Origin of the sequence: Actinacidiphila sp. bgisy160 (genome assembly GCF_965342435.1) — a bacterium.
Taxonomy (GTDB): domain Bacteria; phylum Actinomycetota; class Actinomycetes; order Streptomycetales; family Streptomycetaceae; genus Actinacidiphila.
Window position 1 is genome coordinate 1 of the sequence record NZ_CBDRCM010000060.1, and the last position, 16,162, is coordinate 16,162.

Annotated in this window: 13 protein-coding genes; 2 read left to right on the top strand and 11 right to left on the bottom strand. The window is 71.5% G+C overall.

Going from position 1 to position 16,162, the window contains the following annotated elements; all coding sequences use genetic code 11:
* The 3 genes from ACRWNP_RS31360 to ACRWNP_RS31370 form a co-directional block, all read right to left on the bottom strand.
* Nucleotides 1-764, bottom strand: a 764-nt coding sequence (locus tag ACRWNP_RS31360) for an amino acid ABC transporter ATP-binding protein (protein ID WP_431967365.1), incomplete at its 3' end; no start/stop codon positions are given.
* Complete coding sequence (locus tag ACRWNP_RS31365) at nucleotides 761-1,711, bottom strand: amino acid ABC transporter permease (RefSeq protein ID WP_431967367.1); 951 nt, start codon at nucleotides 1,709-1,711, stop codon at nucleotides 761-763. The genes ACRWNP_RS31365 and ACRWNP_RS31360, both read right to left, overlap by 4 nt.
* 26 nt (nucleotides 1,712-1,737) lie before the next feature.
* Nucleotides 1,738-2,679 carry an ABC transporter substrate-binding protein gene (locus ACRWNP_RS31370; protein ID WP_431967369.1) on the bottom strand — a complete coding sequence of 314 codons (942 nt, stop codon included), beginning with the start codon at nucleotides 2,677-2,679 and terminating at the stop codon, nucleotides 1,738-1,740.
* A gap of 499 nt (nucleotides 2,680-3,178) precedes the next feature.
* On the opposite strand from ACRWNP_RS31370, the gene ACRWNP_RS31375 reads away from it, so the two are divergent.
* Together ACRWNP_RS31375 and ACRWNP_RS31380 are read left to right on the top strand one after the other, a co-directional pair.
* The gene (locus tag ACRWNP_RS31375) at nucleotides 3,179-4,426 is read left to right on the top strand and encodes an NAD(P)-dependent malic enzyme (protein WP_431967371.1); all 1,248 of its coding nucleotides are present in this window, start codon (nucleotides 3,179-3,181) and stop codon (nucleotides 4,424-4,426) included.
* Between the two features lie 130 nt (nucleotides 4,427-4,556).
* Entirely contained in the window at nucleotides 4,557-5,519 is a 963-nt protein-coding gene (locus ACRWNP_RS31380) for a zinc-binding dehydrogenase (RefSeq protein WP_431967373.1), read from the top strand.
* 421 nt (nucleotides 5,520-5,940) lie between these two features.
* Here ACRWNP_RS31380 and ACRWNP_RS31385 read toward each other — a convergent pair whose 3' ends face one another.
* The 8 genes from ACRWNP_RS31385 to ACRWNP_RS31420 form a co-directional block, all read right to left on the bottom strand.
* Nucleotides 5,941-6,843, bottom strand: a complete 903-nt coding sequence (locus ACRWNP_RS31385; RefSeq protein ID WP_431967375.1) for a PadR family transcriptional regulator — start codon at nucleotides 6,841-6,843, stop codon at nucleotides 5,941-5,943.
* A gap of 1 nt (nucleotide 6,844) precedes the next feature.
* Nucleotides 6,845-7,714 carry a DUF4097 family beta strand repeat-containing protein gene (locus ACRWNP_RS31390; protein WP_431967377.1) on the bottom strand — a complete coding sequence of 290 codons (870 nt, stop codon included), beginning with the start codon at nucleotides 7,712-7,714 and terminating at the stop codon, nucleotides 6,845-6,847.
* 786 nt (nucleotides 7,715-8,500) lie between these two features.
* Nucleotides 8,501-8,680: a DUF6104 family protein gene (locus tag ACRWNP_RS31395; protein WP_431967379.1), complete on the bottom strand. Its 180-nt coding sequence runs from the start codon at nucleotides 8,678-8,680 to the stop codon at nucleotides 8,501-8,503.
* A gap of 166 nt (nucleotides 8,681-8,846) precedes the next feature.
* Nucleotides 8,847-12,710: a multifunctional oxoglutarate decarboxylase/oxoglutarate dehydrogenase thiamine pyrophosphate-binding subunit/dihydrolipoyllysine-residue succinyltransferase subunit gene (locus ACRWNP_RS31400; RefSeq protein WP_431967381.1), complete on the bottom strand. Its 3,864-nt coding sequence runs from the start codon at nucleotides 12,708-12,710 to the stop codon at nucleotides 8,847-8,849.
* A gap of 204 nt (nucleotides 12,711-12,914) precedes the next feature.
* On the bottom strand, nucleotides 12,915-14,012 hold the full coding sequence (locus ACRWNP_RS31405; RefSeq protein ID WP_431967383.1) for a HAMP domain-containing sensor histidine kinase: 1,098 nt from the start codon (nucleotides 14,010-14,012) through the stop codon (nucleotides 12,915-12,917).
* Nucleotides 14,009-14,755: a response regulator transcription factor gene (locus ACRWNP_RS31410; protein ID WP_431967385.1), complete on the bottom strand. Its 747-nt coding sequence runs from the start codon at nucleotides 14,753-14,755 to the stop codon at nucleotides 14,009-14,011. Before ACRWNP_RS31410 ends, ACRWNP_RS31405 begins: the two co-directional genes overlap by 4 nt.
* A 61-nt stretch (nucleotides 14,756-14,816) precedes the next feature.
* On the bottom strand, nucleotides 14,817-15,500 hold the full coding sequence (locus ACRWNP_RS31415) for a spermidine synthase (protein WP_431967387.1): 684 nt from the start codon (nucleotides 15,498-15,500) through the stop codon (nucleotides 14,817-14,819).
* 43 nt (nucleotides 15,501-15,543) lie between these two features.
* Nucleotides 15,544-16,155 carry a hypothetical protein gene (locus ACRWNP_RS31420; protein WP_431967389.1) on the bottom strand — a complete coding sequence of 204 codons (612 nt, stop codon included), beginning with the start codon at nucleotides 16,153-16,155 and terminating at the stop codon, nucleotides 15,544-15,546.
* Nucleotides 16,156-16,162: the final 7 nt, after the last annotated feature.

Genomic DNA, 16,162 nt, shown 5'->3' on the forward strand with positions numbered 1-16,162 from the left:
TTGGTGCGGTCGTGCTGCGGATTGGTGAGCACGTCGCGCGGGTGGCCGGACTCGACCACGACGCCGTCGTCCATGAAGACCAGGGCGTCGCCGACCTCGCGGGCGAAGCCCATCTCGTGGGTGACCACGATCATCGTCATACCGTCCTCCGCCAGGCCCCGCATGACGTCCAGGACGTCGCCGACCAGCTCCGGGTCGAGCGCCGAGGTGGGCTCGTCGAAGAGCATCAGTTTCGGCTCCATCGCCAGCGCGCGGGCGATGGCGACCCGCTGCTGCTGGCCACCGGAGAGCTGGGCGGGGTAGTGCCCGGCCTTGTCGCGCAGGCCGACCCGGTCCAGCAGGGCCAGCGCCCGCTCGCGGGCCACGGCCTTGGCCTCCTTCTTCACCCGCACCGGCGCCTCGATCACGTTCTCGATCGCGGTCATGTGGGGGAAGAGGTTGAAGCGCTGGAAGACCATGCCGATGTCGCGGCGCTTGGCGGCGACCTCACGGTCCTTGAGCTCGTAGAGCTTGTCGCCCTTCTGCCGGTAGCCGACCAGCTCGCCGTCGACCGAGAGCCGGCCGCCGCTGATCTTCTCCAGGTGGTTGATGCACCGCAGGAAGGTGGACTTGCCCGAGCCCGACGGGCCGATCAGGCAGAACACCTCACGCGGGGCGACCTCCAGGTCGATGCCCTTGAGGATGTGGGCCAGGCCGAAGTGCTTGTGCACCGCCTCGGCCTTGACCATCGGGTGGGCGCCGGTGCCCTTGCTGAAGTCGGTCATCGTGCCACCTCCGGGCGGCGGAAGGTGCCCAGGTTGGCCTTGACCCGCTGCCACGGGGTGGGCGGCAGGTTGCGGGTCGTGCCGCGGGCGTAACGGCGCTCCAGGTAGTACTGGCCGACCGAGAACACCGAGGTGAGGACCAGGTACCAGACCGCGGCGAGGAAGAGCATCTCCACGGTGGCACCGGTGGTGTTGCCGATGTCGGTGGTGGAGCGCAACAACTCGGCGTACTGGGCGGCCTGCGCGGCCAGTGACGAGGTCTTCAGCATGTTGATGAACTCGTTGCCGGTCGGCGGGACGATCACCCGCATCGCCTGCGGCAGCACGACGCGGCGCAGGTTCTGGCCCTGGGTCATGCCCAGCGCGTGCGACGCCTCGGTCTGGCCCTCGTCGACGGACTGGATGCCGGCCCGCACGATCTCGGACATGTACGCGGCCTCGTTCAGACCCAGGCCCAGCAGCGCGGCCATGAAGGGGGTCATGAACTGGTTCATCTCGTCCTTGTAGAAGCCGAGATTGATGACCGGGAAGATCAGCGCCAGGTTGAACCAGATCAGCAGCTGGACGTAGACCGGGGTGCCGCGGAAGAACCAGATGTAACCCCAGGCCACCGAGGAGGTGACCGGGTTCTTCGACAGCCGCATCACCGCGAGCACGATGCCCAGGACCAGGCCCAGGGCCATCGAGACCACGGTGATGACGATCGTGTTCCGCAGGCCCTTGAGCACCGCGGAGTCGAACAGGAAGTCCGGGATCGCCCCGTAGTTCACATTCGCGTTGGCGAAAGCGTTGACCAGCAGGCCGAGCACGGCGAGCACCAGGATCGCCGAGATCCAGCGGCCATAGTGCCGTACGGGGATCGCCTTGATGGCCTCCGGGCGGGAGGCCCCGGCGGGCGGGGTCCCGGCCGGGGTGCCGGCCGGGACCTTGTCATTCGCTTCGGACATGGAGGGAAGCCTCTTGCTGTCGTGACTCAGGAGCCGCCGTTGATCTTGGCCTCGGTGACGGCGCCGTCGGTGACGCCCCACTTCTCCAGGACCTTGGTGTAGGAGCCGTCCTTGATGACGGCGGTCAGCGCGGCCTGCAGCGCGTCGCGCAGCTCGGTGTTGCTCTTGGCGACGGCGATGCCGTACGGGCCGGCCTCGACCTGCTCGCCGGCCAGCTCGAAGTCGTTGCCGCCACCGGAGGTCTTCACGGCGTACGCGGCGACCGGGAAGTCGGAGACGTCGGCGACGACGCCGCCGGCCTTCAGGCGGGTCTGCGCCTCCGTGTCGGTGTCGAAGGCCTGGATCGACATCGGCTTGTCGCACTTCTGGGCCTTGAGCAGGTCCTGGGAAGTGGTGCCGCGCTGCACGGCGACCTTCTTGCCGCACAGGTCGGCGAGCGACGTGACGCCCTCCGGGTTGCCCTTCTTCACGATGATCGAGGAACCCGCGGTGAAGTAGTCCACGAAGTCGACGCCCTCGCCGACCTTCTTGCCCGTGGAGGAGTCGACACCCTCCTGGCGGTCCTTGGTGTCGCTCATCGCGGACATCACCATGTCGTAGCGCTTGGCGCGCAGACCGGTCAGCAGGGTGTCGAAGGTGCCGTTGTTGAACTCGACCTTGACGCCGAGCTGCTTGGCCATGGCGTCGGCCAGGTCCGGGTCGATGCCGACGTTCTTGCCGTCCTTGACGAACTCCACCGGCGGGTACGCGATGTCCGAGCCGACCTTGAGCACGCCCGCGGACTGCACCGACTTCGGCAGCTTCTCGAAGAGGGGCGCCTTGGAGGCGTCGCTCGACGCGGACGGGGAACCGCCCTTGTCCGTCTGGTCGCCGCAGCCGGTGAGGACGAGGGCGCCGGCGACCGCGATCGCTGCGACCGCGGCGAAGCGGTTCGTCACGGTCGAGCGACGGGTGGTACGTGCGGTCATGGGTGGTTCCTCCTGCGGGGAATCCTGGGAGCAGCCGATCTTCCGGGTGCACACGTTCGGTGGTCGCGTACGCGTGTGATCTCCGCATCTTGCCATCCGGACACGTCCTCATGGGTGTCCGGATGTGTCAAAATCGCATAACGGGCGATCCCCTGGCCCCCCACCAGGCCGGTACACCAAGGCCGGACCGTGCTGGGGCCGTGCCGCGAAGTTGCGTGCATCACTTTCCTTGTCCCGCTATTCGGACGACTTGTTGCGTTGTGCGCAGAAGTTCCCGATGTGCGACGCCGCGGTGCGGCGAACAGACTCGTCAGCGGAAACCGTCTTCCGGTACAACGGACCCTTACCCCTCACCGGGGGCCCCTCGGCGTGCGTGCGGCGCGCCTGGCCTCCGTCTCGCCCGGGACCACTCGAGTCCGGGTGTACGGAAGCCGAGCCCACCTATCCCCTGTTGTAGGGGGTAGTACCCTCATAGACAATTCGGACAAAGGGGTCAACAGTGGCAGCGGAGATCGTGAATCCTCGCACCGACAGCAGCGAAAGCACCGACGGCGCCGACCACGCGGAGAGCGCCGACAGCGACGGCCCGGAAAGCCCCGTGGACCCGGTGTTCGCCCTCCACCGCGGCGGCAAGATGGAGGTGACCGCCACCGTTCCGGTGCGGAACGCCGACGACCTGTCGCTCGCCTACACGCCGGGCGTCGCCCGGGTGTGCACCGCCATCGCCGAGCACCCCGAGCTGGTCCACGACTACACGTGGAAGTCCCAGGTCGTGGCCGTGGTCACGGACGGCACGGCGGTGCTGGGCCTCGGTGACATCGGCCCGGAGGCGTCCCTGCCGGTGATGGAGGGCAAGGCGATCCTCTTCAAGCAGTTCGGCGGCGTGGACGCGGTCCCGATCGCGCTGGCCACCACCGACGTGGACGAGATCGTCGACACCGTCGTGCGCCTCGCCCCCTCCTTCGGCGGGGTGAACCTGGAGGACATCTCCGCCCCCCGCTGCTTCGAGATCGAGCGCAAGCTCCAGGAGCGCCTGGACATCCCCGTCTTCCACGACGACCAGCACGGCACCGCCGTCGTCACCCTCGCCGCGCTGCGCAACGCCACCCGGCTCACCGGCCGCGTGCTGGGCGAGCTGCGCGCGGTGATCTCCGGGGCCGGCGCCGCGGGTGTCGCCATCGCCAAGATCCTCGTCGAGGCCGGCATCGGCGACGTCGCCGTCACCGACCGCAAGGGCGTGGTGCACGCGGGCCGCGAGGACCTGAACTCCGCCAAGCGCGAGCTCACCACCTACACCAACCGGGCCGGGCTCACCGGGACGCTGGAGCAGGCGCTCGCGGGCGCGGACGTCTTCATCGGTGTCTCGGGCGGCACCGTGCCCGAGGAGGCCGTCGCCACCATGGCCAAGGGCTGCTTCATCTTCGCGATGGCCAACCCCACGCCGGAGATCCACCCCGAGGTGGCGCACAAGTACGCGGCCGTCGTCGCCACCGGGCGCAGCGACTTCCCGAACCAGATCAACAACGTGCTCGCCTTCCCGGGCATCTTCTCGGGCGCGCTGCAGGTGCGGGCCTCCCGCATCACCGAGGGCATGAAGATCGCCGCCGCCGAGGCGCTGGCCGCGGTCGTGGACGGTGAGCTGTCCGCCGACTGCGTGATCCCCTCGCCCTTCGACGAGCGCGTGGCCCCCGCGGTCTCCGCCGCCGTGGCCGCGGCCGCCCGGGCCGAGGGCGTCGCCCGGCGCTGAGCGCCGTACGCCCGCAGACCACGCCGCCGCGTGGCGTGCTGCCCGCCGGCCGGGGGCACCACGCCACGCGGCGCGTGTCACATCCCCGCGCGGTTACGCCGGGGCACCGCGCGGCGCTAGCGTCAAGGTCATGTTCGCTGCCTACGCCGCCCGCATCGACCGCGACCAGCCGCTGAGCGGCCTCGAACTCGGGGAGCGCCCCGAGCCGGAGGCACGGCCCGGCTGGAGTACCGTCACCGTCAAGGCCGCCTCCCTCAACCACCACGACCTGTGGTCGCTGCGCGGGGTGGGGCTCGGCGAGGAGAGCCTGCCGATGATCCTCGGCTGCGACGCCGCCGGGATCGACGAGCACGGCAACGAGGTCGTCGTCTACCCCGTCGTCGGCCTGAGCGGGCACGGCGTGGGCCCCGACGAGCCGCGCAGCATCCTCACCGAGAGGTACCAGGGCACCTTCGCCGAGAAGGTCTCCGTGCCCACCTGGAACCTGCTGCCCAAGCCGAAGGAGCTCTCCTTCGAGGAGGCCGCCTGCCTGCCCACGGCCTGGCTGACCGCCTACCGGATGCTCTTCACAGGCGCCGGCGTGCGCCCGGGCGACTCCGTCCTGGTCCAGGGCGCCGGCGGCGGTGTCGCCACGGCGGCCATCGTGCTGGCCAAGGCCGCGGGCCTGCGGGTCTTCGCCACCAGCCGCGACGAGGCCAAGCGCAAGCGCGCCGAGGACCTCGGCGCCGACGCCGCCTTCGAACCGGGCGCCCGGCTGCCGCGGCGGGTGGACGCGGTCATCGAGACCGTCGGCGCCGCGACCTGGTCCCACTCGGTCAAGTCGCTGCGTCCCGGCGGCACGCTGGTGATCTCCGGCGCCACCTCCGGTCCCGACCCGAAGGCCGCCGAGCTGAACCGGATCTTCTTCCTGGAACTCAAGGTCGTCGGCTCGACCATGGGCACCAAGGACGAACTGGAGGACCTGCTGAGCTTCTGCGCGGTCACGGGGGTGCGTCCGGTCATCGACACCGTGCTGCCGCTGGACCGCGCCCGCGAGGGCTTCGAGAAGATGGCGGGCGGCGACCTGTTCGGGAAGGTCGTCCTGACCGTCTGAGGCCCGGCGCGGTCCGGAGAACGGTTCGGGGCATCCCCACAGCGGGCCCCGGACCTGTGGCCGTTGGGAGGACCAGGACCACGCGGCCACCCGGGACGTCCCCGACCGTCACCGTGAAGCGGGTCATCGGACCGGCCAGGACGGACGGCGCCCGCGGTGCCGGGGGTGGTGCCACCGGTTCCACGCCGCGTCACGGCCGACGGTGACGGTGCGTCGGGCAGGCGCCGCGGGGGACGCGCGACCTCCACCGGCCGCGCGCCGGCGCCGTCGCATCGGAGAGCCTGCCAGGGCACGGGTGCCGCGGCATCGGGGAACTGCATCGGGGAACTCCCTACGCCCTCCGCCGCGGACCGGGCGTGTCCGGGCTTCCGCCGGCGGGCGGGGGCCCGGACACGTCGGGGGACGAGGCCGTGGGCAGGGCCTATTCGCGGTCCTTGCGCCCGCCGCGCAGCACGACGCCGATGTGGGCCGCCGCCGTGGACAGATGGCGGCGGACCTCGCGCAGCTGCTCGGCGTCCACGCCGTTGTCGCGGGCGGCGTCGCGGACGTCGTCGCGGAAGCGGTCCAGCAGACGTTCCAGGTCGCGGGCCGGGTCCTCGGTCACGGCGGCGTCCTCCGCGCCCCATTCGGGCGCCTCGGCGGGTTCGGGCTTCACGTACGGCGGCCAGGTGGACGTACGGCCGAACTGCCCCAGCTCCCGGGTGAGTTCGGCCAGTCCTTCGCGGACGCCGGTCTGCCAGTCGCCGCGCCGGACGTGGTCCTGGACCTCCTCCTGGACGCGGCGTGCGATGCGCTGCATCTCGACCCGGGCGGCGTCCTGGGCCTCCCGCGCGGCGCGCTTGGCGGTGCGGGCCTCCTCGCGGGCCTGCCGGATCTCCTCCTTGGAGCGGCGCATCTGCTCCTTCCAGTCCGAAGGGGAGGACTTCGGCTGGGTGCGCGCCGCCTGCTGGGCGGCCGCCCTGATCTCGCGCCGCAGGTCGCCGGCGGCGCCGCGGACGTCCTCGCGGATCTCGGCGGCGAGCGTGGAGACGGAGTCGCGGATCTCGTTCTCCAGGTCGGCGATCTCGTCGCTGCGGGAGGCGAGTTCGGCGCGGCCCGCGTCGGTGATCGAGTACACCTTGCGGCCGCCCTCGGTGGAGTGGGTGACCAGGCCCTCCTTCTCCAGCTTGGCCAGCCGCGGGTAGACGGTGCCGGCGGAGGGGGCGTAGAGGCCGTGGAAGCGCTCCTCCAGCAGCCGGATCACCTCGTAGCCGTGTCGGGGGGCCTCGTCCAGCAGCTTGAGGAGGTACAGGCGGAGGCGGCCGTGTGCGAAGACGGGGGCCATCTCAGACGTCCTTCCGGAACGGATCCGCGTCCGCGGATCCGTGGTCGTCCTGGGGAGGGCGGCGCAGCAGCGCGATCGCGCCCGACACCGTGGTGGCCTTCAGCCGGGAGCCGCCGGACCCCATCCGGCCGGAGATCCGCTTGGCCCCCCACTGCCCGCTGACCCGCAGTTCGTCGAAGGCGCAGGAGACGTCGCCGCTGGTGGTGTTGGCGTCCACCTCGGCGTCCCCGGGGTCGGGGATGCGGATCGCGATCTCCCCCGAGACGGAGGTCAGACGGACGTCGGCGCCGCTGCGCGGGTCCAGGTCGAGGACCATGTTGCCGCTGACCGAGTCGGCCTTGACGGTGGCGCCGCTGCCCTCGACCACGGTCAGGTCGCCCGAGACGGTGTTGACCCGCAGGTCGCCGGAGACCGCCTGGGCCTCCACGTTCCCCGCGACGGTCTCGGCGGTCACCGGGCCGGCCTGGCCGACCAGCGTGATGTCGCCGTTGACCCCCCTCACGGCGGTGCGGTCCGAGATCCCGGAGATCACGGCGTTCGCCCCGACCACCCCGACGGACACGTTGGTGCGCTGCGGCACCGCGAGCGAGACGACGGCGTGCCGCCGCCAGCCCTTGCGGTCCAGCCACTTGAGCAGGCCCTTCCAGGGCAGGTCCTCGTAGGTGACGGTGAGCGTGCCGCCCTCGTGCGACACGATCAGCGGCGGGCCGTCGAGCTCGCTCACCTCCAGGCGGGCCGGGCCCTCGTCGACGCCGACCACGTTGACGGCGCCATTGACCACCCGGACGTGAAGGGTGTCGACGTTTCCGTCGAAGACCATCTTGTGCGGCTCGGTGACCGTCCACTCCCGTGAGCCGGGGGTTCCGCTCATTACGCCCCTCCTTGGGGTTCACCCGGGCACCCCGGGGCAAGGCCGACAACGCCTACGACGCCGACAACGCAACATATCGCGTCTCTCGATAGACACGATATATCGCGTGGATCGGAAGTCAAGGGAGCGCCGCGCGGCTGCCGGTGGCGGCTTCCGGCGGATACTCCGTCTCCCGGCGGGCGGCCGCGCGGCATACGGGTGGGTCCCGCACGCGGGAGACCGCCTCGCGCGCGCCGCGACCGGCCGTACGGGGGCGACGGGCGGTGTTTGCGCTCGGTTCCCCGTGCGCCTTCGCACGGCCACCGTGGCCACCCTCCGCACGGGGCCCGCCCTCGCCGCCTGGGGAACCCCTGCCGGGACCGGCGAGCCCGCCGCCGGGGTGAGCCCCTCGGCGGCCCGGGTGAGCGCCCGCACGGCCGGCACGACCGCCGTGCGCTTCCCGGCCGCAGGCGTCCACGCGAACGCGTCGCGGCCGGCGGTCGCACGGGTCGAGGCGGCCGGCACCCCGGGCGCCCTCCGCGCACTGCACGGCGCCGCGACCCTCACCGCGAGGGACGACCAGGGCAGGCCGCCCCCGGTACTGACGCCGTGGAACTCCACCCGGGTGCGAGGGGCACCGCCGAGGTCGGCCACGGCCACCCTTCGTCACGCGAGGTCCGTCCCGTGCGGGCCTCCCGCATGGGAGATCGGGCTGCCCGGGGACGCGGCCCGTACGGTCGAGGTCACGCCGGCCGACGGCAGACCGGCGCCTTCCACGCCCGAGACCCCCGGTCCCGCCACCGGCGGCTACTCGTCCTCGTCGTCGTCCAGCCGGGCCAGCCAGGTCGCCAGCCGCTCCACCGGGATCTCGAACTCCGGGTTGAGGTCGACGAACTCCCGCAGCCGCTCGGCCAGCCACTCGAAGGTGACCTCCTCCTGGCCGCGCCGGTTCTCCAGCTCCTCGATGCCGCGGTCGGTGAAGTACAAGGGGTGCTCCGGATCAGGGTCGAAAAATGACGTACCAGGCCAGGATAAGTACTCCCGGCGCTCCGGCCCGTGGCTCCCCCTCCCGCGGGCCCGCGTACGCGAAGGGGCCCCGCACTCGCGCTCGCGCAGTGCGGGGCCCCTTCGCGTGGTGGCGCTCAGTAGTGCGTCAGAGCTCGAAGACCTCACGCACCAGCTGCTCCTGCTCCTGCTGGTGCCGCTTGGCGGAACCGACCGCCGGCGACGAGGAGGACGGACGCGACACGCGACGCAGCCGGTCGGCGTTGTCAGGAGCGGCGCCGAGCACCAGGTCGAGGTGGTCGATCAGGTTGAGGGCGATGAAGGGCCAGGCACCCTGGTTGGCTGGCTCGTCCTGGGCCCAGACGTACTTCTGGGCCTTGGTGAACGGGGCCAGGGCGGCCTGGATCTCCAGGCCCGGCAGCGGGTAGAGGCGCTCGATGCGGATGAGGGCGGTGTCGTAGGCACCGCGCTTCTCCCGCTCGGCGACGAGGTCGTAGTAGACCTTGCCGGAGCAGAAGACGACCTTGCGGACGTCCTCGGGCTTGACCGTGCTGTCGCCGATGACCGGCTGGAACCGGCCGGAGGTGAACTCCTCCGTCCTCGAGGTCGCCGCCTTCAGGCGCAGCATCGACTTCGGGGTGAAGACGATGAGCGGCTTGTGGTGCGGGTTGTGGACCTGCCACCGCAGGAGGTGGAAGTAGTTCGCCGGAGTGGTGGGGACCGCGACCGTCATGTTGTTCTGCGCGCACAGCTGCAGGAAGCGCTCGATGCGGGCGGAGGAGTGGTCCGGGCCCTGGCCCTCGTAGCCGTGCGGCAGCAGGAGGGTGACGCCGGAGGTCTGGCCCCACTTCTGCTCGGCCGAGGAGACGAACTCGTCGACGACGGTCTGGGCGCCGTTGACGAAGTCGCCGAACTGGGCCTCCCAGGCGACCAGCGCGTCCGGGCGGGCCAGCGAGTAGCCGTACTCGAAGCCCATCGCCGCGTACTCGCTGAGCAGCGAGTCGTAGACGTTGTAGCGCGCCTGGTCCTCGGACAGGTAGAGCAGCGGGGTGTAGTCCTCGCCGGTCTCCCGGTCGACCAGGACGGCGTGCCGCTGGCCGAAGGTGCCGCGGCGGGAGTCCTGGCCGGCGAGGCGGACCGGGGTGCCCTCCATCAGCAGGGAGCCGATGGCGAGGGTCTCGCCCATGGCCCAGTCGATCGTGTCGTCCTCGACCATGGCCGCGCGGCGCTGCAGCTGCGGCATCAGACGGGGGTGGACGGTGATCCGCTCGGGGATGTTGACCTGCGAGGCGGCGATCCGCTTCACGGTCTCCTGGCTGATCGCGGTGTCCACCGGGACGGGGAACTCCGGACCGGTGGCCTGGGTCTCCTCCTGCTGCGCGGCGGCCGGCGCGGTCGCCTCGCGGACCTCGGTGAAGACCTTCTCCAGCTGGCCCTGGTAGTCCTGCAGGACCTGCTCGGCCTCTTCCAGGGTGATGTCGCCGCGACCGATGAGGGACTCGGTGTAGAGCTTGCGCACCGAGCGCTTCTTGTCGATCAGGTCGTACATCAGCGGCTGGGTGAAGGACGGGTTGTCGGCCTCGTTGTGACCGCGGCGGCGGTAGCAGATGAGGTCGATGACGACGTCCTTGTTGAACGCCTGGCGGAACTCGAAGGCGAGCCGCGCGACGCGGACCACGGCCTCCGGGTCGTCGCCGTTCACGTGGAAGATCGGCGCCTCGATCATGCGCGCGACGTCGGTGCTGTACATCGACGAGCGCGAGGACTCCGGGGCGGCGGTGAAGCCGACCTGGTTGTTGATCACCACGTGCACGGTGCCGCCGGTGCGGTAGCCGCGCAGCTGCGACATGTTCAGGGTCTCCGCCACGACGCCCTGGCCGGCGAAGGCCGCGTCGCCGTGGAGCACGACCGGCATGACGGTGAAGTCCGTGCCGCCCTTGCCGATGACGTCCTGCTTGGCGCGGGCGATGCCCTCGACGATCGGGTCGACCGCCTCCAGGTGCGAGGGGTTGGCGGCCAGCGAGACCTTGATCTGCTCGCCGTCCAGGCCCGTGAAGGTGCCCTCGGCGCCCAGGTGGTACTTCACGTCGCCGGAGCCGTGCATCGACTTCGGGTCGAGGTTGCCCTCGAACTCGCGGAAGATCTGCGCGTACGACTTGCCGACGATGTTGGCGAGCACGTTGAGGCGGCCGCGGTGGGCCATGCCGATGACGACCTCGTCCAGACGCGACTCGGCGGCCGCGTCGATGACGGCGTCGAGCAGCGGGATGACGGACTCGCCGCCCTCCAGGGAGAAGCGCTTCTGGCCGACGTACTTGGTCTGCAGGAAGGTCTCGAAGGCCTCGGCGGCGTTGAGGCGGCGCAGGATGCGCAGTTGCTCGTCGCGCTCGGGCTTGGTGTGCTGGCGCTCGACCCGGTCCTGGATCCACTTGCGCTGCAGCGGATCCTGGATGTGCATGAACTCGATGCCGACGGTGCGGCAGTACGAGTCGCGCAGCACGCCGAGGATGTCGCGCAGCTTCATCAGCGACTTGCCGGCGAAGCCGCCGACCGCGAAGTCGCGCTCCAGGTCCCACAGGGTGAGCCCGTGCTCGGTGATGTCCAGGTCGGGGTGCTTGCGCTGCTTGTACTCCAGCGGGTCGGTGTCGGCCATGACGTGGCCGCGGACCCGGTAGGCGTGGATCAGCTCGAAGACGCGGGCGGCCTTGGTGACGTCGTCGTCGTGGCTGGCGTCGATGTCCTTGAGCCAGCGGACCGGCTCGTAGGGGATGCGCAGCGCCTTGAAGATGTCGTCGAAGAAGTTGTTCTCGCCCAGCAGGAGCTGGTTCATGATGCGCAGGAACTCGCCGGACGCCGCACCCTGGATGACCCGGTGGTCGTAGGTGCTGGTCAGCGTCATGACCTTGGAGATGCCCAGCTTGTTCAGGGTGTCCTGGGAGGTGCCCTGGAACTCGGCGGGGTAGTCCATCGAGCCGACGCCGAGGATCACCGACTGGCCGGGCATCAGGCGCGGCACGGAGTGGACGGTGCCGATGCCGCCGGGGTTGGTCAGCGAGACGGTGACGCCGGAGAAGTCGTCCATCGTCAGCTTGCCGACGCGGGCGCGGCGGACGATGTCCTCGTAGGCCTGCCAGAACTCGAAGAAGTTGAGGGTCTCGGCCTTCTTGATGGCCGCGACGACCAGCTGGCGGTCGCCGTTGGGCTTGACCAGGTCGATGGCCAGGCCCAGGTTGACGTGGTCGGGCTTGACCAGCGTCGGCTTGCCGTCCTTCTCCGCGAACGACCAGTTCATCGCCGGCATGATCTTCAGCGCCTGCACCATGGCGTAGCCGATGATGTGGGTGAAGGAGACCTTGCCGCCGCGGGCGCGCTTGAGGTGGTTGTTGATGACGATGCGGTTGTCGAACAGCAGCTTCACCGGGATGGCACGCACGGACGTGGCCGTGGGCAGCTCCAGCGAGGCGTTCATGTTCTTCGCCACGGCCGCGGACGGGCCGCGCAGCGTCACGTACTCCGGTCCCTGGGCAGCCTCGGTGGCCGGGGCGGCCTTGGCCGTCGGCTGCGGCTGCGCCGGAGTGGGCTTCTCGGCGACGGGCTTCGCGGGGGCCGGGGCGACGGGCGCGACCGGCGCGGGGGCCGGGGCCGGCGCGGCGGCGGGGGCCTGGGCGGCGGCCGGGGCCGGCGCGGCGGCGGGCGTCACGGGCGCCGCGGCCGGAGCGGGAGCAGCGGGTGCGGCCGGAGCGGCCGGCGGCGCTGCGGGGGCCGCCTGAGGCTGGCCCGAGGCGACTGCGGAACCCGTATCCGCTCCCGGCTTGTAATCGGCGAAGAAGTCCCACCAGGCTCGGTCCACCGAGTTCGGGTCCTGGAGGTACTGCTGGTAGATCTCATCGACAAGCCACTCGTTGGGCCCGAAGCCCGCGGCAGGGCCCTGGCCCTGCCCATCGGTTTCGGTCCCGGGGGTACCGCCCGACCGGAGGTCGGGGGAGCTCGAGCTATTGGGGTGTGGCGACACGGCGGCAACCGCCCTCTTCCGCTTCACAAGGTGATGGACAGCGGAAATAAAGGCTACGCCTACCCGAGCGTTTCCTGCAGGCGGGGAGGCCAGTCGTCGCCTAAGTCACATCGGAAAGGCGGTTTCGGCGCGGAGTTTGGCGGGAATGAGGTGCTGAATCGACTGGTCCGGTTGCCTCTGGCAACATCCGCCCAGGCTGGAGCGTCAAGCCGACGCCGGGGCGGTACCCGGGAGGGTGACGCGGATCCGGCAGCCGCGGGGGGATTCCGCGACCGCGATACGTCCGCCGTGGAGATCCACCGCCCAGCGCGCGATCGCCAGCCCGAGCCCCGTCCCGCCGTCGCCCGGTCCCGCGGTGCCGCGGTTGAACCGCTCGAAGACGCGGGTGCGCTCGGCCTCCGGTATGCCCGGGCCCTCGTCCAGGACCTCCAGGTCGAGGCTGCCTGGGCCGGTGCCGCGGCGGGCGCGGACGGTGACCCGGCCGCTGGGCGGGCTGTGCTTGACGGCGTTGTCGATCAGGTTGGCGACCACCTGGTGCAGCCGCTCGGCGTCCGCGTACGCGGTCAGCTCCGGCGGCGAGACGTCCAGGTGGAGGTGGACGTCCTTGCGCGCCCGCCCGGCGGGCGCCTGGGAGTCCTGCAGGCCGAGCCCGGCGGTCTTGATCACCGCCGACAGGTAGGGCCAGACCTCGAAACGCTTGGCGTCCAGCGGCACGATGCCGTTGTCCAGGCGGGAGAGGTCCAGCAGGTGGGCGACGAGCAGGCTCAGCCGCTCCGCCTGCTGCAGCGCGGTGCGCATGGTCTCCGGGTCGGCCTCGCAGACCCCGTCCACGACGTTCTCCAGGACCGCGCGCAGTGCCGCGATCGGGGTGCGCAGCTCGTGCGAGACATTCGCCACCAGCTCCTTGCGGTGCTGGTCGACGGCCTCCAGGTCGGCGGCCATCCGGTTGAAGGTCTCGGCCAGCTCGCCGACCTCGTCGCGGCGCACGGCCGTGACCCGCCGGCTGTAGTCGCCGCGCGCCATGGCACCGGCGACCGAGGTCATCTCACGCAGCGGCGCGGTCAGCCCGTGCGCCACCAGTTGCGAGATCAGCAGTGAGGCGATGATCGAGAAGATCGTGATGATCCGGATCTCGGTCGCGGAGTGCATCGCCACGAAGATCAGGCCCGTGGTGATGAGCACCGAGGCGAGCACCAGGTACTGCAGCGCCGCCTTGATCGACCGGAAGGGGTCGTACGGCCTCAGCGCGGCCCAGACACGTTCCCGCAGCGTCGGCGGGCGCGGCGCGCTGTAGGGGCTCACGGCGTGGGCGTCTCGAGCGCGTAGCCGACCCCGTGCACGGTACGGATGCGTTCCGCGCCGATCTTCCGCCGCAGTGCCTTGACGTGGCTGTCGACGGTGCGGGTGCCGGAGGCGTCCGCCCAGTCCCACACCTCGGCGAGCAGCTGCTCCCGGGAGAGCACCGCGCGCGGCTGCTGTGCCAGGCAGACCAGCAGGTCGAACTCGGTCGGGGTGAGGTGCACGTCGGCACCCCGGACCCGGACCCGGCGCTGGGCGTTGTCGATCTCCAGGTCGCCGAGCTGCATGTTGGCGCCGCGCGGGTCGCGTGCGGCGATCGTGGCGCGCTCCACGCGGCGCAGCAGCACATGGACCCGGGCGACCAGCTCGCGCAGCGAGAAGGGCTTGGTCATGTAGTCGTCGGCGCCCACGCCGAGCCCGACCAGCATGTCGGTCTCGTCGTCCCGGGCGGTCAGCATCAGCACCGGGACCGGACGTGAGGCCTGCACGCGGCGGCAGACCTCCAGGCCGTCGTACCCGGGGAGCATGACGTCGAGGACGAGGAGGTCGGGCTGCCAGGAGGCGGCGGTCTCCACGGCGGCGGGACCGTCGCCCGCGGTGCGGACCTGGAAGCCCTCGGCCCGCAGGCGTACCGCGATGGCGTCGGCGATCGTGGCGTCGTCCTCCACCACCAGCACGCGGCGCTGCGCACCGGGGGTGGCCGCCACCGCTGCGGCGTCGGCCGTCGTCGGCTGTGTGCTGTCCATGTGGGGTCCCCCATGGTCGTTTGCGTTGCGCTGCAGCGTACGGGGCGGGACGACGCCGCGGCTATGCGGGTTTGATTGCCAGGTGCACGACATCCGGAACGCCCCGATTCACCGGGATCTCGATGGTCCGGACCTGCGTGAACCGCGCCGACCGCAGTGCGTCCTCGAACGCGGCGGACGGCTGCGCCGACCATACCGCCAGTACGCCACCGGGTTCGAGCCGCTCCCCGCAGGCCGCGAGGCCCGCCGGACCGTACAGCCCCCCGTTGCCCTCGGTGACCGTCCAGTCCGGGCCGTTGTCGATGTCCAGGCACAGTGCGTCGTACGTCACGTCCGCGTTCCGGACGTACGCCACCAGATCGCCCTCGACCACGCTGACCCGCGGGTCCTCCAGCGCGTGCTCGGAGAAGGCGCCCAGCGGTCCCGAGCGGTGCCAGTCGACCACCGCCCGCTCCCGCTCGGCCACCGCGATGCGCGTCCACCGCGGTTCGGCCGCCGCCCGCGCGAGCGAGAAACCCACCCCGAGTCCGCCGATCAGCACCGACAGGTCCGCCCGGTCCGCCGGCAGCGCGTCCAGCGCCGCGTCGACGAGCAGCCGCTCCGAGCGGCCGTCGGAGGTGTCCATCAGGAAGGTGCCGTTGGCGATGATCTCGTAGCGCCCGCCGGTGCGCCGCAGGGCGACCTCGCCGAACGGCCCGTCACGCCGGTCGAGCGTGACGGGCCGTTCCTCGTCGTTCGTGTACATGGACCCAGCGTAATGAGGCGGGTCCGCGGGCCGGACGGAGTATTTACCCGCGGCCCTCCGGGGCCGGCCCCCGGACGGCCACCAGGGCCGCGCCGCCCACGAAGAGGGCGACGGCGGTCACCCATGCCGCGGACTGCGCGCCCGGCTGCATCGACCAGGCCCACACGGCGGCCGCTCCGCCCGGCGTACGGGGCGCCACGAGATAGACGGCGCCGCCGTAGAGCACCGGCGGCAGCCAGCTCAGCCGGGCACCCAGGACGGCGGCGCCCGCGGCCGCGAGCCCGGTGAAGCCGAGGACACCCCGGACCATCGTCGGGGCGCCGAAGTGGCCGGGGTCCCCGGGGACCGCGACGCCCAGGCAGAGCACCGCCGGCCCGGTGAGGGCGAGCAGGTGCACGGCCCGCCACCGCCACCAGGGCAGCGGGGCACCGCGGTCCACTTCCCGGGAGTGGGTGTGGAGCGAGACGCCGATGACGGCCGCCGTGAGGACCGGGGCGAGGACGACCACCGGGACGCGCGCGCCGGTGCCGTAGAACGGGCGGCCGACCAGCCAGTCCGCGCTCCAGCGGGAGGCGGCGAAGAGGACGGCCAGCGCGGCGGCGGCGCCGGGCAGGCCGCGCGAGCGGACATAGAGCGACAGAAGGGAAGGGGTCATCGTGAGG

Bases quoted from the DNA above. Each gene is read 5' to 3' on its own strand.
- ACRWNP_RS31365 (WP_431967367.1), bottom strand. From the start codon at position 1,711: ATGTCCGAAGCGAATGACAAGGTCCCGGCCGGCACCCCGGCCGGGACC.
- ACRWNP_RS31370 (WP_431967369.1), bottom strand. From the start codon at position 2,679: ATGACCGCACGTACCACCCGTCGCTCGACCGTGACGAACCGCTTCGCC.
- ACRWNP_RS31380 (WP_431967373.1), top strand. From the start codon at position 4,557: ATGTTCGCTGCCTACGCCGCCCGCATCGACCGCGACCAGCCGCTGAGC.
- ACRWNP_RS31385 (WP_431967375.1), bottom strand. From the start codon at position 6,843: ATGGCCCCCGTCTTCGCACACGGCCGCCTCCGCCTGTACCTCCTCAAG.
- ACRWNP_RS31390 (WP_431967377.1), bottom strand. From the start codon at position 7,714: ATGAGCGGAACCCCCGGCTCACGGGAGTGGACGGTCACCGAGCCGCAC.
- ACRWNP_RS31410 (WP_431967385.1), bottom strand. From the start codon at position 14,755: ATGGACAGCACACAGCCGACGACGGCCGACGCCGCAGCGGTGGCGGCC.
- ACRWNP_RS31415 (WP_431967387.1), bottom strand. From the start codon at position 15,500: ATGTACACGAACGACGAGGAACGGCCCGTCACGCTCGACCGGCGTGAC.
- ACRWNP_RS31420 (WP_431967389.1), bottom strand. From the start codon at position 16,155: ATGACCCCTTCCCTTCTGTCGCTCTATGTCCGCTCGCGCGGCCTGCCC.